Raw genomic sequence first — 14,301 nt, 5'->3', positions numbered from 1 at the left:
ATTGACTGGCCTGTAGTTTCGATGTTTTTTATTGGTTATACACCGGCCGCACCGCTGCGCGGGGCATACGCGGGACGCCTTTTCGGCGCCCGAGAAACCTCGATAGCGCCCGTCTCATGCGCGTGCTGTTGCGATCAACCTGCCGACTTTCCCTTCGCGGTCGAACGGGTGAATCTTGATATCCCACCGCCCGTCGGCGTTTTGGCACCACAGGCACACGCGGCTTTTAGGCTCCAAGGCCGACGCGCCGCCCTCAACGGGCATTGCGCTTAACGCCACGCGGGACGCTTGTCCCGCGCCGGGTTTCGCCTTCGACTTATCAGCGGCGACCAACTCTGCCGCCAAAACCAACGCGATCTCACCCAAATCGGATTGATTTGCCGCGACCACTCGCGCCTTGATGACGGCCGAATCAGGCATGGGGAAGCCGCGCGTCTCGGTCTCTCGCATGAGCCAATCTGCCAGGCTCGTTGGCGCTTCGAATGGCGGCGAGGGCGTCTCGTCGTCCGCTCGCGTTGCTGACAACTCGTTTCCTTGCTGCTGGCCGGCCATGAGAAATGCTCGGAGCCCGGCCATTTCTTGGCGGAGGTCTGCGAGGCCAGACGCCAAGTCGTCAAAATGGGCGCCGAAAAAGTCCACGAAACCCGCAGTCGAAGGTTCATGGTGCAAAGGTTCGGCGCTCAGTTCCGAGCGTCGGGCGCCTTTGGCCAGCTCGATCGCGATACCGGAAGTCCTTTGTGCGCAGCGACCGTTTGACCTCCTGGCCGTTGCGAGCGAGCCGAAGGTAATAAACGCCGAAGCGATTTTTGATCAGATGGGGCAACTTGTGCATGCGCGATATGGCTCACCAAGCGGCTCACCGCGCGCCAAAACGAAAAAGCCCACACTCGTGAGAGTGCGGGCCTTCGCGTTGAAACTGGTGGCGAATCAGGGACTCGAACCCCGGACCTGCGGATTATGATTCCGTCGCTCTAACCAACTGAGCTAATTCGCCGAAAGAAGCGAGATTATGCTGACCGCGCCGGAGGCTGTCAACCCCCGGCGCACAACTTTTTCAATCGAACGATCCGGAAAAGTTGTCGGCACACATCGCCGGCGTCAGTCCTGCGCGTAGATGTCGGAGTCCTTGGTCTCCCGCACGAACAGCATGCCGATCACGAACGTCACCACCGCGATCACGATCGGGTACCACAGCCCCGAGTAGATGTTGCCCTTCGCCGCGACGATCGCGAACGCGGTCGCCGGCAGGAAGCCGCCGAACCAGCCATTGCCGATGTGATACGGCAGCGACATCGACGTATAGCGGATCCGCGTCGGGAACATTTCCACCAGCATCGCCGCGATCGGCCCATAGACCATCGTCACGTAGAGCATCAGGATCGTCAGGATCACCACGCTCATCGGCCAGTTGATCTGCGACGGATCGGCCTTCGGCGGGTAGCCTGCGGTCTTCAGCGTCGTCGCGAGGGTCTTGTCGAATGCCTTGCCTTGATCCTTGGCGTCGGCGGCCTTGCCGTCGTACGTATTGACCACCGTGTCGCCGACCTTGATCTCCGCCAGCGTGCCCGCCGGCGCCGCGACGTTGTCGTAATTCAGACCGGCCTTGGCCAGCGCGCTCTTCGCGATGTCGCACGAACTCGTGAACTTCGACGTGCCCACCGGGTTGAACTGGAACGAGCATTCGTCCGGATTGGCGACCACGACGATCGGTGCGCGCGCATTCGCCGCTTCCAGCGCCGGGTTCGTGTAGTGCGTCAGCGCCTTGAACAGCGGGAAGTACGTGCATGCCGCGAGCAGCAAACCGGCCATGATGATCGGCTTGCGCCCGATGCGATCCGACAGCGAGCCGAAGAACAGGAAGAACGGCGTGCCGATCAACAGCGCGATGGCGATCATGATGTTGGCGGTGCTGCCGTCCACCTTGACCGTCTGCGTCAGGAAGAACAGCGAGTAGAACTGGCCCGTGTACCAGACCACGGCCTGACCGGCGGTCAGCCCGACCAGCGCGAGAATCACGATCTTCAGGTTCTTCCACTGCGCGAACGCTTCGGTCAGCGGCTGCTTGGAGGTCTTGCCCTCGGCCTTGATGCGCTCGAACACCGGCGACTCATGCAGTTGCATCCGGATCCATACCGACACCGCCAGCAGGATGATCGATGCCACGAACGGCACGCGCCAGCCCCAGGCACTGAACGCATCCTCGCCGATCGCCGTGCGCACGCCGAGGATCACCAGCAGCGACAGGAACAGGCCGAGCGTCGCGGTCGCCTGAATCCACGCGGTGTAGAAGCCGCGACGTCCCGCCGGCGCATGTTCCGCGACGTAAGTTGCCGCGCCGCCGTACTCGCCGCCGAGCGCGAGGCCCTGCAGCATCCGCATCGCGATGAAGATCACCGGCGAAGCGAAACCGATCGACGCATATCCCGGCAGGAAGCCGACCAGGAACGTCGAGAAGCCCATGATCAGAATCGTGATCAGGAACGTGTACTTGCGTCCGACCATGTCGCCGAGCCGGCCGAACACGATCGCGCCGAACGGCCGCACCGCGAAACCCGCCGCGAAGCCGAGCAGCGTGAACACGAAAGCCGCCGTGGGATTGACGCCGGAGAAGAAGCTCTTGCTGATGAAAGCCGCAAGCGAGCCGGCCAGGAAGAAGTCGTACCACTCGAAAACCGTGCCCAGCGACGATGCGAAGATCACCCGCTTCTCATCACGCGTCATCGGCACGGGGGAGATTTGCCCGCCAACGGTAGCCATATGTCGTCTCCAATATTGATATGCACGCGGTTCGCCGGTAAGGCGTTCCCGTGAGGCCGATTATTGGAGTGGAAACTTACGGCGTACTGACGTGGAAGGGCGAATTTCGAGGGCGTGGCGGGCGGTTGGGTTGCTGTTAAAAGTCGTCAAATATCAGATAAGTTCGCCAAAAATCTGGCAACCAAATCTCATTATTCGAATGAGGCGGCTGCCCGTCGCAGCGGCCTTAGGGTAAGTCCCGTCCCCGCTCGAGCACGTCGAAACTGACGCGCACGAGGGTGCCGGCGAGTCGTGGCGAGGTTTGATAGACGTTGTCGTCGATGGTCAGCTCGCCGCCATGCATCGTCGCAATCTCGCGGACGATCGCGAGGCCCAGGCCGCTACCGTCGCCTTCGCGGCCGAGAATCCGGTAAAAGCGTTCGATCACGCGCGAACGCTCGGCAACGGGAATCCCGAGCCCGGTGTCCTCGACTTCGAGATGGACACGGCGCGCCGTCGAGTCGTGCCGGACCCGTACCGTGATCCGGCCGCCCGGCGGCGTATAGCGGATTGCGTTGTCGATCAGGTTCGACAGCATTTCGCGCAACATCACTGGATTGCCGTTCACGTCGACGGGGTCGTCGGGCGCCTCGTAACCGAGGTCCATCTGCCTCGCGAGCGCGGGCTGGACCCAGTCGCGCACCGCGCTGCGCGCCACTTCGGTCACCTCGACCGGCGTGAAAATCTGCCCCGACATGCGATTCTCCGCGCGCGCCAGGGCCAGCAATTGCGTGACGAGCCGCGCGGCTTGCTCGGAACTGGTGGCGATCTGCTCCAGCGAGCGATGCACCTCCGCCGACGCATCCTGCCGCAACGCCAGCTCGGCCTGCGTACGCAGCCCGGCGAGCGGCGTTTTCATCTGATGCGCGGCATCGGCGATAAAGCGCTTCTGCAATTCCATGTTCTGTTCGAGGCGCGTCAACAGATCGTTGAACGAGGTGACGAGCGGCTCGATTTCCGGCGGCGCGCGTCGCGCCTCGAGCGGCGACAGATCGTCCGGCCGACGCGCGCGGATATGCGCCTGCAGCGCATGCAGCGGCGCGAGGCCGCGCGACAGCCCGAACCACACCAGCAGGATCGCCAGCGGCAGGATCACGAACTGCGGCAGGATCACACCTTTGATGATGTCGTTGGCAAGCTGGCTGCGTTTGTCGAGCGTTTCGGCGACCTGCACCAGCACCGGCTGCGCGCCGGGCGTCTGCGGAAACTCCACGGTCGTATAAGCCACGCGGATGTCGTTGCCGCGCAACATATCGTCGCGAAACTCGACGAGACCCGGTTGCGGCCGGTCTTCCTCGTGCGGCAGCGGCATGTCGCGCTCGCCGGCCACCAGTTCGCCGCGCGTGCCGAGCACCTGATAGAACACGCGGTCCACGTTGTCGGTGCGCAGAAAATCGCGCGTGGAATCGGGCAGCGACAACTCCGCCACCCCGTTCACCGGATGAATCTGGCGCGCCAGCACGTAAGCGTCCGTTTCGAGCGCGCGGTCGAACGGACCGTTCGCGATCGACTTGGCGACCAGATAGGTGACGGCGAGGCTCATCGGCCAGAGCAGCAGCAGCGGCGCCAGCATCCAGTCGAGAATTTCGCCGAACAGCGAGCGCGGGCGTGCTTCGGCGGCGGCCTCGGTTTCGTCCGGCGGGGCGAACGGATTGGCGTAGCGCTCGTCGCGCGCCTCGTCGAGATCCGCCGCGTGCGCCGTGGCGCGGTCTTCGCGCGCGGACATGGTGGCGCTCTACTTGAAGTGGTGGCTGGCCGGCATGGCGCCGGACGGCTCGGATTGAGCGGCGGGAGCTGAGGCGGAAGCGGGTGGCCCGGCGACGCCGGCTTCGGCCTCGGATGCCGCCTGTGTCTGGCTGCCGGCCGCGGGCGCGGCCTTCTCCAGACAGTAGCCCAGTCCGCGCACGGTGATGATGCGCACGCCGCTCGGCTCGATCTTCTTGCGCAGCCGGTGCACGTAGACTTCGATTGCGTTGTTGCTGACTTCCTCGCCCCATTCGCACAGATGGTCGACCAGCTGTTCCTTCGAAACCAGCCGGCCGATCCGTTGCAGCAGCACCTCGAGCAGACCGAGTTCGCGCGCCGACAGGTCGATCACCTGCTCGTTGACATACGCGATCCGCCCGACCTGATCGAACGACAGCGAGCCGTGGCGCACCACCGTCGGGCCGCCGCCCGCGCCGCGCCGGGTCAGCGCGCGCACGCGCGCTTCGAGTTCGTTCAGCGCGAAGGGTTTGGCCATGTAGTCGTCGGCGCCGAGGTCGAGGCCCTTCACGCGTTCGTCGACGCTGTCGGCGGCGGTCAGGATCAGCACGGGCAGGGTGGAATTGCGTGCGCGCAGGCGGCGCAGCACTTCGAGACCGGACATGCGCGGCAGGCCCAGATCGAGAATCAGCAGGTCGAAACTTTGCACGGAGAGCGCGGCGTCGGCCTCTATACCATTCTTTACGTGGTCTACGGCATAGGCCGATTGGCGGAGTGATCGAACCAGACCGTCCGCGAGTATGCTGTCGTCTTCGGCAATCAGAATTCGCATGGTGCGCCAGCCTGGCCTTGCCGGCACCGCGGGTATCCCCGGCGCACAGCGGTCTCCGAAAATTATTGTGGGTAGTTGGGCAGTGCGACGGTAAAAATGCGCGTTCGCATGAGAATCGCGCTTGCCAAAACTACTGTTTTTTTATACAGTGTCTGGGTTTCGTGCGCTGCCTTCAAAAACGGGCGGCACACCTGCCTCAGACGCCGTTCATCATAGCAAAGGACGATTCATGGAAGAAAGCAAGAAAGGCTCGGCTGGACTGACTGCTGAAAAGAGCAAGGCACTCGCTGCCGCACTCGCGCAGATCGAAAAGCAGTTCGGCAAAGGGTCGGTCATGCGGCTCGGCGCAGGTGAGGTAGTCGAAGACATCCAGGTGGTTTCAACCGGATCGCTCGGCCTCGACATCGCGCTGGGCGTCGGCGGTTTGCCGCGTGGCCGTGTGGTCGAAATTTATGGTCCGGAATCGTCGGGTAAAACCACGCTGACGCTGCAAGTGGTCGCTGAAATGCAGAAGCTCGGCGGCACGGCAGCGTTTATCGACGCGGAACATGCGCTGGACATCCAGTACGCAGGCAAGCTCGGCGTGAACGTGAACGAGCTGCTGGTTTCGCAGCCGGACACCGGTGAACAGGCGCTTGAAATCGCGGACGCCCTGGTGCGTTCGGGCTCGATCGACATGATCGTGATCGACTCGGTCGCGGCACTCGTGCCGAAGGCTGAAATCGAAGGCGAAATGGGCGACTCGCTGCCGGGTCTGCAAGCGCGTCTGATGTCGCAAGCACTGCGCAAGCTGACCGGCACGATCAAGCGCACGAACTGCCTGGTGATCTTCATCAACCAGATCCGCATGAAGATCGGCGTGATGTTCGGCAACCCGGAAACCACCACGGGCGGCAACGCGCTGAAGTTCTACGCGTCGGTGCGTCTGGACATTCGCCGTATCGGTTCGATCAAGAAGAACGACGAAGTGATCGGCAACGAAACGCGCGTGAAGGTCGTCAAGAACAAGGTGTCGCCACCGTTCCGAGAAGCGATCTTCGACATTCTTTACGGCGAGGGTATCTCGCGTCAGGGCGAAGTTATCGATCTGGGCGTCACGGCCAAGATCGTCGACAAGGCCGGCGCCTGGTACAGCTACAACGGCGAACGTATCGGTCAGGGCAAGGACAATGCGCGTGAATTCCTGCGCGAAAATCCGGAAATCGCTCGCGAGATCGAAAACCGCATCCGTGAATCGCTGGGTGTGAATGCCATGGCCGAAGCGGTAACCGCTGGTGCCGGCGCAGAAGTCGCGGACGAAGAAGAGTAACCATCAAGTGATACGCAAGGGCCGGCCGTTGTCCCATGCTGGACGCAGTGCGGACGGCCCACGCGCTAATCGTGATTCAGATAGCGATTCTTTTAGCAGCGACGACCCGTTCGACCCATCCGAATCGTTCGACGCGCACGACCGCGCCGAGGGCCGAGGCCCGCAGCGCGCGTCGTTCAAGCCGTCCCAGTCTGCCGGTTCCGCTTCTGGTTTCGGTTCCTCCGAAGCCGCTCAACCCGGCGAGTCCACCTACACCCGTTCGCGTCGCGTACCCGGCGAAGCAAGGCCGGATCAGGACGAAGCCAGGAAATCCCAGCGCCCCGTCCGTTCCCTGAACGGGCGAGCACTCGGCTATTTATCCCGTCGTGAATACAGCCGTGCCGAACTCGCACGCAAGCTGAAACCGTACGTCGAGGAAACCGATTCGCTCGATACGCTGCTCGATCAACTGGAAGCCGAAAACTGGCTGTCCAATTCGCGTTTCGCCGAAAGTCTGATTCATCGTCGTTCGTCGCGATTGGGGGCGAGCCGCATCATCGGTGAACTGAAACAGCACGCGGTCGATTCGACGCTCGTCGAGGAAGCCAGTGCGCAATTACGCGAGACCGAATTCGCGCGCGCCCAGGCCGTGTGGGAAAAGAAATTCGGCCGCTTGCCCGAATCGCCTGCCGAACGCGCGAAGCAGGCGCGCTTTCTGGCATCGCGAGGTTTCTCGGGTTCGACGATAGGCAAAATCCTCAAGGGTCTCGACGACGAGTGATCCTGGCAACCCGCCATACGGTCGTCCGTTAGAACGCGTTCAAGTCTTTCCCCTGCGCCTCTGCCTGGCCGTCACCGGCGCGTTGTTCCGCCGCTGTCCGGCGAGCGCCATCGAAGCATCCCGCCGCGATCGTCGTCAAAAAAACCGCTTCGAGATAGCGCCTAACCCGCTCAGCCGCGCGCCGCTTGGGCCTGCGCAATCCAGCCTGTCCCAAATACCCAGTATGCTAAAATTCGTGGGTTTTCCAATCCGGCCTTTCCTTCCCGCATGCCGCTTTCCTCGCCCGTAACCCGTCAGTTGCGCCATCGCCGCGCAATCCGCGCGGAAGCCTATGAGCGAGCCGATGGCCTGTGGGATGTGGAAGCGTGCTTGACTGACGAAAAACCGCGCGACGTGGTGCTTGCGTCGGGCGTCCGGCCCAATGGTCAGCCGATCCATGAACTCTGGCTTCGCATCACCATCGATCGCTCGCTCAATGTCGTCGACGCCGAAGCGTCGTCCGACTGGGTGCCCTATCCAGGGCAGTGCGAAGTCAGCAATCCCGCCTACCGTGCCCTCATCGGGCTCAATCTGCGCCATAACTTCCGCCGTGAGTCTGCCCGTTTGCTGGGCGGCACGGCCGGTTGCACGCATCTCACCGAGCTATGTGCAATTTTGCCGACCGCCGCGATTCAGGCATTCGCCGGCGACGTGTGGCGCACCGGTGACAGCGCGCGCGGCGCGGCAGCCCGTTCTGGAGACGAATCGTCCAACAGCACAGGCGAGCATTCCAACGACAAACCGCCATTCCAGCTGGGACGCTGCCACGCGCTGCGTTTCGACGGCGAGGCGGTGCAACAGTTTTATCCGCGCTGGTATGGCCACGCACCGCGTTCCGCGGAGCGCGTGGCAGCGTCAGGCGACGGAGCGGTCCGCCAGACAGGCAAGGGCGGCAACGTGTCCGGCATGAACGACGGCAGCGGAAACGAAGTTCAATCCAACTCTCAGACTGAAGGGAATCACGCATGAAGATTCACGAGTACCAGGGTAAGGAAATCCTGCGGAAATTCGGCGTCGCGGTACCGCGCGGCAAGCCGGTCTTTTCGGTGGATGATGCGGTCAAGGCCGCGGAAGAGCTCGGCGGCCCGGTTTGGGTCGTGAAGGCTCAGATCCACGCGGGTGGCCGTGGCAAGGGCGGTGGCGTGAAGGTCGCCAAGTCGCTGGAACAGGTTCGTGAATACTCGAACCAGATCCTCGGCATGCAGCTCGTCACGCACCAGACCGGTCCGGAAGGCCAGAAGGTGAATCGTCTGCTGATCGAAGAAGGCGCTGACATCAAGAAGGAACTGTATGTCGGCCTCGTGATCGATCGCGTTACGCAGAAGATCGTCGTGATGGCATCGAGCGAAGGCGGCATGGACGTCGAGGAAGTCGCGGAAAAGACGCCCGAGCTGATCCACAAGATCGCCGTCGACCCGGCAACCGGTCTGAAAGACGCCGAAGCCGACGAGCTGGCCACGAAGATCGGCGTGCCCGCCGCTTCGCTGCCGCAAGCTCGCGCGATCCTGCAAGGCCTGTACAAGGCATTCTGGGAAACCGACGCATCGCTGGCCGAAATCAACCCGCTGATCCTGACCGGCGACGGCAAGGTCATCGCGCTGGACGCCAAGTTCAACTTCGATTCGAACGCGCTGTTCCGTCATCCGGAAATCGTCGCGTACCGCGATCTGGACGAAGAAGATCCGGCTGAAGTCGAAGCGTCGAAGTTCGACCTCGCGTACATCTCGCTCGACGGCAACATCGGCTGTCTGGTGAACGGCGCCGGCCTGGCCATGGCGACCATGGACACCATCAAGCTGTTCGGCGGCGAACCGGCGAACTTCCTGGACGTGGGCGGTGGCGCCACGACCGAGAAGGTCACGGAAGCGTTCAAGATCATGCTGAAGAACCCGAACCTGACCGCGATCCTGGTCAACATCTTCGGCGGCATCATGCGCTGCGACGTGATCGCGGAAGGCGTGATCGCGGCGTCGAAGGCCGTGTCGCTGAAGGTGCCGCTCGTGGTCCGCATGAAGGGCACGAACGAAGACCTGGGCAAGAAGATGCTCGCCGAATCCGGTCTGCCGATCATCGCGGCCGACAGCATGGAAGAAGCGGCTCAGAAGGTCGTCGCGGCGGCATCGGGCAAGGCGTAAGCCAGACCCGGAGCGCGTTTGTTCGAACAGACGCGCTCGCCACGCGCATTCACCAGGATTACGAATGGCGGCGCACGTGTGACGCATCAGCGGCGCCGGTGGAGAACATCCCGCCGGCCGACGCAAACTCCGCGCTACACGTCGACGCCAAACGAACAGAGGTCAATACATGTCGATTCTGATTAACAAAGACACCAAGGTCATCACGCAGGGCATTACCGGCAAGACCGGTCAGTTCCATACGCGTGCTTGCCGCGAATATGCAAACGGCCGCGAAGCGTACGTTGCAGGCGTGAACCCGAAGAAGGCCGGCGAAGATTTCGAAGGCATTCCTATCTACGCGAGCGTCGCCGAAGCCAAGGCTGAAACGGGCGCGACCGTGTCGGTGATTTACGTTCCGCCGGCAGGCGCTGCCGCTGCGATCTGGGAAGCGGTCGAAGCCGACCTGGATCTGGCGATCTGCATCACGGAAGGCATTCCTGTGCGTGACATGATCGAGCTCAAGGCACGTATGCGCGCGAAGAACAGCAAGACGCTGCTGCTCGGACCGAACTGCCCGGGCACGATCACGCCGGACGAACTGAAGATCGGCATCATGCCGGGTCACATCCACCGCAAGGGCCGTATCGGCGTCGTGTCGCGTTCGGGCACGCTGACGTACGAAGCAGTCGGTCAATTGACGGCGATCGGCCTCGGCCAGTCGTCGGCGGTCGGTATCGGCGGCGACCCGATCAACGGTCTGAAGCACATCGACGTGATGAAGATGTTCAACGACGATCCGGATACGGACGCCGTCATCATGATCGGCGAGATCGGCGGTCCGGACGAAGCCAACGCGGCCGAGTGGATCAAGGACAACATGAAGAAGCCGGTGGTTGGCTTCATCGCGGGTGTGACGGCGCCTCCGGGCAAGCGCATGGGCCACGCCGGCGCGCTGATCTCGGGCGGTGCGGATACGGCCGAAGCGAAGCTGGAAATCATGGAAGCCTGCGGCATCAAGGTCACGAAGAACCCGTCGGAAATGGCGCGTCTTCTGAAGGCGATGCTGTAAGTCGACATTCGCGCGCAATCGAGGCGCGAATTTTGATACGCTTACGGAACCCTTTCGTGAGCGTACGGTTTGAAAAAAGCGGGGGAGTGCAGACTCCTCCGCTTTTTTATTGGCTGTGCGCCAGACCTGACTGGCCTTCCGCCCATGCTCGAATTCCTTGCCACGCTCCATTGGGGCGCTGTCGTTCAGATCATCGTCATCGACATTCTGTTGGGTGGCGACAACGCGGTCGTGATCGCGCTCGCCTGCCGCAACCTCGCGCCGTCGCAGCGCACGCAGGGCGTGCTGTGGGGCACGGTCGGCGCGATCGTGCTGCGCATCGCGCTGATCGCGTTCGCCGTCGCGTTGCTCGACGTGCCGCTGCTGAAGTTCGCGGGCGGGCTGTTGCTGCTGTGGATCGGCGTGCGGCTGATGGCGCCCGCGCATGACGTGCACGAGCACATCAAGCCGGCCGACAAGCTGCTCTCGGCGATCAGAACGATCATCGTCGCGGATGCGGTGATGAGCCTCGACAACGTGATCGCCATCGCGGGCGCGGCGGAAGCGGCCGATCCGGATCATCGCCTCGCACTGGTGATTTTCGGGTTGGTGGTCAGCATTCCGCTGATCGTGTGGGGCAGTCAGCTGGTGCTGAAACTACTCGATCGTTTTCCGGTCGTGGTCACGCTCGGCGCGGCCTTGCTCGGCTGGATCGCCGGTGGTTTGATCGTCAACGATCCGGCCGGCGACCGGTGGCCGATCCTCGACACGCCGGCTGCGGAGTACGGCATGTGCGCGGCGGGCGCGCTGTTCGTCGTGATCCTGGGGTACCTGCTGAAGCGGCGCAATGCCGCGCGCGCAAGCGCCTGAGCCGCTCGCGCAGGCGCGTCTGGGCGACGCGCGTCAGCACCTAGCACAGATTACCGCGCACCAAACATTAGCCATTCGGCTGACTGTCGGCGGCAAGCCTCAATCGCTACGATTTCAACGCCTGTTCCCGATCCGTGGGGCAGGCGTTTTCGTATCAGGAGTCTGCTCATGACCGTTACCTTGCCGTTTTCGCCTTATACCCAATCGTCCCTGCCGCCGCGTTTCTCGCTGGAGCGAGCGCGCTGGTCCGCGCGTCTCGTGCGCGCTTGCCGCCGCCTGAACCTTGCGCTCGGCTTCACGCTGATCGAACTGATGATCGTGCTGGCGATCGTCGGCGTGATCGCCGCTTATGCGATTCCCGCGTATCAGGACTATCTCGCTCGTAGCCGCGTCGGCGAAGGGCTTGCGCTCGCGGCGTCGGCCCGTTTGTCCGTCGCGGAGAACGCCGCGAGCGGCGGCGCGCTCGGCGGCGGTTACGCGTCGCCGCCTGCCACGCGCAACGTCGAGTCCATTCACGTCGACGACGACACCGGACAGATCACTGTCGCCTTCACGGCGCGCGTGGCGGCGGCCGGCGCGAACACGCTGACGCTGGTGCCTTCGGTGCCGGACAACGCCGATGCGCCGACCGCGCGCGTCGCGTTGAGCAGGAGCGCGGTGCAGGCGGGCGCGCTCACGTGGGAATGTTTTGCGGGGGGCAAGGCGTCGTCGTCACTGCCGGCACCGGGCGCTGGCCCCGCACCTGCCGAAGCACCGACGCTCGCGGCGAATCTCGCACCACCCGAATGCCGCTCATGATCCACTCTTGACCTGCGGGAGACCCGCGTGCGAATAAGCGCGCGGGTGGCCGAACGCGCGTAAAACGCTGATTTTCGAGCTATTTCGGCCGGGCCGGCGCACAGCGGGAGGATTTTTTTGTATAGTGCGCCGGTTGCTGACGCCCACCGGTTACTCGATGCCCACCCCATTCGCGCGCTACCTTTCTCTCATTCTGCTGGCTCTCGCGTTGGTGCTGCCTTATGCAGTCGTCAACCACACGTATCCGATTCCGACCTTCTATGCCGAATTCACGGCGCTGTCGCTCTATCTGTTGACCGGCGCCGGCGTCGTGCTGATGGTGGCGAGCGCCAAGCCGCGCGTCGCGTTCGCGTCACCGGTGGTTGCGCTGGTGCCGTTGCTGTTCGGCCTCGTGGTGGTGTCGCAGTCGGTGCTGCTGCCGGTCTCGCAACCGTCGATGAACTGGCTCGGCGGCGGTTACCTGCTGGCGGCGTTCATGGCGGTGCATGCCGGGTACGGCTTCGCGCGCGTCAAGCTCGATGAAACGGCGCTGCGCTGGGCGGCGGAGGCGTTGATCGTCGGCGGGTTGTTCGCGGTGTTCTGCCAGGTGATCCAGTTGTTCCACCTCGAAACGCGCGTATCGCCGTTCGTGGTGGCGTACAACATCACCGTCGAGCGACGGCCGTTCGGCAATATGGCGCAGGCTAACCACCTCGCCACCTACATCGCGTTCGCGATGGCCGCGGCGATGTTCCTCGTGCAGACGCGGCGTATCGCCGTGAGTATCTGGCTGCTTGTCTCGACCCTCTTCGCGGTGGGCCTCGCGCTGACCGTGTCGCGCGGGCCGTGGCTGCAGATGGGCGTGATCGTGGTGGCGGGTTTCTGGATGGCGTTCGCGCAGACGCGCAGCGAGCCGCTGCTTCGCCGCAGCAACCGTCAATGGCTGGTGCCGATCGCATTGGCCGTGCTGTTCGTGGTGGTCAATGCGCTGATTCGCTGGGCCAACGTGCGCTATCACCTGGAGCTTGGGCAGTCGGCGGCGGAGCGCTTCAAGGACGCCGGCCAGATCGCGCCGCGCCTCGCGCTGTGGAAGTACGGCTGGACGATGTTCAAGACCCATCCGCTGCTGGGTGTCGGTTGGGGCGAGTTTCCGAGCTATCAGTTCGCGTTCGTGAAGAACCTCGGCGGCGTCGAGATCGCCAATAATTCGCACGACATCTTCATCGACCTGCTGGCGAAAACCGGCTTGATCGGCGTCGCGATCGTGCTGCTCGGCCTCGGCGCGTGGCTGGTCCGCGTGGTGCGTGCGCCGCAGAGCGCGGCTCGCGTATTCGGCGTTGCGTTGATCGGCGTGCTGGCGATGCATGCTCTGGTCGAATACCCGCAGCAGTACATGTTCTTCCTGCTGCCGGCCATGTTCGTGTTCGGCTTGCTGGACACGCGTTCGCTGCGGCTCGTGCCGGCGCGTCTATCGTTCGGCGCGTTCGCGGTGGTGGTGTTCGGTGGACTGGCCGCGTTGTATCCGGTGTATCGCGACTATGCGCGCTCGGAAGTGCTGTACTACGGCTCGCGCCCTGCCGAGCAGTATCGTGCGGACCCGTCGTTCCTCTTCCAGGCGTGGGGCGAGTATGGTCTCGCGACACTGCTGCCGATGAATTCGATGGACCTGCAGCACAAGCTGGCGATGCATCGCCAGGCGCTGGCGTTGTTGCCGGGAGAAACGGTGCTGCGCCGTTACGCGGTGTTGCAGGCGCTGAGCGGCGACACGGCAGCGGCGTTCGATACGGTCGAGCGCCTGAAGATTTTCGCGGTGGAACTCAATGACTGGCCGCTGCAACTGAGCTATCTGTACCAGCTTTGCGACGAGCAGAAAACGCTCGGCGCGTTCAAGGCGGAATTGATGAAACGCTACGGCTTGCCGCCCGCCGACATCAATCAGGACGACGACAGCGACGACGATTGAGGGTGTAGCGATGCAACCTGCCTGAGTACGGACACGGAAACACGTATTCGGGCGCTGTCGGCGATGTGTTCTGCGATCCAGAACGT

12 protein-coding genes, 1 tRNA gene and 1 pseudogene are annotated in these 14,301 nt (G+C 63.2%); 8 read left to right on the top strand and 6 right to left on the bottom strand.

From position 1 onward, the window contains the following. Positions 1-114 precede the first annotated feature (114 nt). The 6 genes and pseudogenes from LFL96_RS16220 to LFL96_RS16200 form a co-directional block, all read right to left on the bottom strand. A complete protein-coding gene (locus LFL96_RS16220; protein ID WP_280996209.1) occupies positions 115-552 on the bottom strand; it encodes a hypothetical protein in 438 nt (145 codons plus the stop codon). Between the two features lie 172 nt (positions 553-724). Further along, positions 725-832, bottom strand: a pseudogene (locus tag LFL96_RS37075) (integrase); the annotation flags it as partial. A gap of 85 nt (positions 833-917) precedes the next feature. Further along, positions 918-994, bottom strand: a tRNA-Met gene (locus tag LFL96_RS16215). Between the two features lie 104 nt (positions 995-1,098). After that, entirely contained in the window at positions 1,099-2,757 is a 1,659-nt protein-coding gene (locus LFL96_RS16210) for an MFS transporter (RefSeq protein WP_280996208.1), read from the bottom strand. Between the two features lie 226 nt (positions 2,758-2,983). After that, positions 2,984-4,522: a sensor histidine kinase gene (locus tag LFL96_RS16205; RefSeq protein ID WP_280996207.1), complete on the bottom strand. Its 1,539-nt coding sequence runs from the start codon at positions 4,520-4,522 to the stop codon at positions 2,984-2,986. Between the two features lie 9 nt (positions 4,523-4,531). Then, on the bottom strand, positions 4,532-5,332 hold the full coding sequence (locus tag LFL96_RS16200; protein ID WP_280996206.1) for a response regulator transcription factor: 801 nt from the start codon (positions 5,330-5,332) through the stop codon (positions 4,532-4,534). Positions 5,333-5,561: 229 nt separating this feature from the next. Here LFL96_RS16200 and recA point away from each other — a divergent pair, with 229 nt between their 5' ends. The 8 genes from recA to LFL96_RS16160 all read left to right on the top strand — a co-directional run bounded on the left by recA (position 5,562) and on the right by LFL96_RS16160 (position 14,215). Beyond that, positions 5,562-6,641, top strand: a complete 1,080-nt coding sequence (gene recA / locus LFL96_RS16195) for a recombinase RecA (protein ID WP_280996205.1) — start codon at positions 5,562-5,564, stop codon at positions 6,639-6,641. Between the two features lie 7 nt (positions 6,642-6,648). Then, positions 6,649-7,401, top strand: coding sequence for a recombination regulator RecX (gene recX / locus LFL96_RS16190; RefSeq protein WP_280996204.1), 753 nt, complete (start codon positions 6,649-6,651; stop codon positions 7,399-7,401). 267 nt (positions 7,402-7,668) lie between these two features. Further along, positions 7,669-8,409: a DUF2889 domain-containing protein gene (locus LFL96_RS16185; protein ID WP_280996203.1), complete on the top strand. Its 741-nt coding sequence runs from the start codon at positions 7,669-7,671 to the stop codon at positions 8,407-8,409. Beyond that, a complete protein-coding gene (gene sucC / locus LFL96_RS16180) occupies positions 8,406-9,575 on the top strand; it encodes an ADP-forming succinate--CoA ligase subunit beta (protein ID WP_280996202.1) in 1,170 nt (389 codons plus the stop codon). The genes LFL96_RS16185 and sucC overlap by 4 nt, the downstream gene beginning before the upstream one ends. A gap of 169 nt (positions 9,576-9,744) precedes the next feature. After that, positions 9,745-10,626, top strand: coding sequence for a succinate--CoA ligase subunit alpha (gene sucD / locus LFL96_RS16175; protein ID WP_042321144.1), 882 nt, complete (start codon positions 9,745-9,747; stop codon positions 10,624-10,626). Positions 10,627-10,770: 144 nt separating this feature from the next. Then, positions 10,771-11,475, top strand: coding sequence for a TerC family protein (locus LFL96_RS16170; protein ID WP_280996201.1), 705 nt, complete (start codon positions 10,771-10,773; stop codon positions 11,473-11,475). Between the two features lie 168 nt (positions 11,476-11,643). Continuing rightward, positions 11,644-12,273, top strand: a complete 630-nt coding sequence (locus tag LFL96_RS16165; protein WP_280996200.1) for a pilin — start codon at positions 11,644-11,646, stop codon at positions 12,271-12,273. Positions 12,274-12,430: 157 nt separating this feature from the next. Then, entirely contained in the window at positions 12,431-14,215 is a 1,785-nt protein-coding gene (locus LFL96_RS16160) for a Wzy polymerase domain-containing protein (protein ID WP_280996199.1), read from the top strand. Positions 14,216-14,301: the final 86 nt, after the last annotated feature.

Origin of the sequence: Paraburkholderia sp. D15 (assembly GCF_029910215.1) — a bacterium.
Lineage (GTDB): Bacteria > Pseudomonadota > Gammaproteobacteria > Burkholderiales > Burkholderiaceae > Paraburkholderia.
Note: the sequence above shows the minus strand (reverse complement) of the source record. Positions and strands in the feature narration are given on the sequence as shown.

Bases quoted from the DNA above. Each gene is read 5' to 3' on its own strand.
- LFL96_RS16170 (WP_280996201.1), top strand. From the start codon at position 10,771: ATGCTCGAATTCCTTGCCACGCTCCATTGGGGCGCTGTCGTTCAGATC.
- LFL96_RS16165 (WP_280996200.1), top strand. From the start codon at position 11,644: ATGACCGTTACCTTGCCGTTTTCGCCTTATACCCAATCGTCCCTGCCG.
- LFL96_RS16210 (WP_280996208.1), bottom strand. From the start codon at position 2,757: ATGGCTACCGTTGGCGGGCAAATCTCCCCCGTGCCGATGACGCGTGAT.
- LFL96_RS16220 (WP_280996209.1), bottom strand. From the start codon at position 552: ATGGCCGGCCAGCAGCAAGGAAACGAGTTGTCAGCAACGCGAGCGGAC.
- sucC (WP_280996202.1), top strand. From the start codon at position 8,406: ATGAAGATTCACGAGTACCAGGGTAAGGAAATCCTGCGGAAATTCGGC.
- recA (WP_280996205.1), top strand. From the start codon at position 5,562: ATGGAAGAAAGCAAGAAAGGCTCGGCTGGACTGACTGCTGAAAAGAGC.
- LFL96_RS16200 (WP_280996206.1), bottom strand. From the start codon at position 5,332: ATGCGAATTCTGATTGCCGAAGACGACAGCATACTCGCGGACGGTCTG.
- LFL96_RS16185 (WP_280996203.1), top strand. From the start codon at position 7,669: ATGCCGCTTTCCTCGCCCGTAACCCGTCAGTTGCGCCATCGCCGCGCA.
- LFL96_RS16160 (WP_280996199.1), top strand. From the start codon at position 12,431: ATGCCCACCCCATTCGCGCGCTACCTTTCTCTCATTCTGCTGGCTCTC.
- LFL96_RS16205 (WP_280996207.1), bottom strand. From the start codon at position 4,522: ATGTCCGCGCGCGAAGACCGCGCCACGGCGCACGCGGCGGATCTCGAC.
- sucD (WP_042321144.1), top strand. From the start codon at position 9,745: ATGTCGATTCTGATTAACAAAGACACCAAGGTCATCACGCAGGGCATT.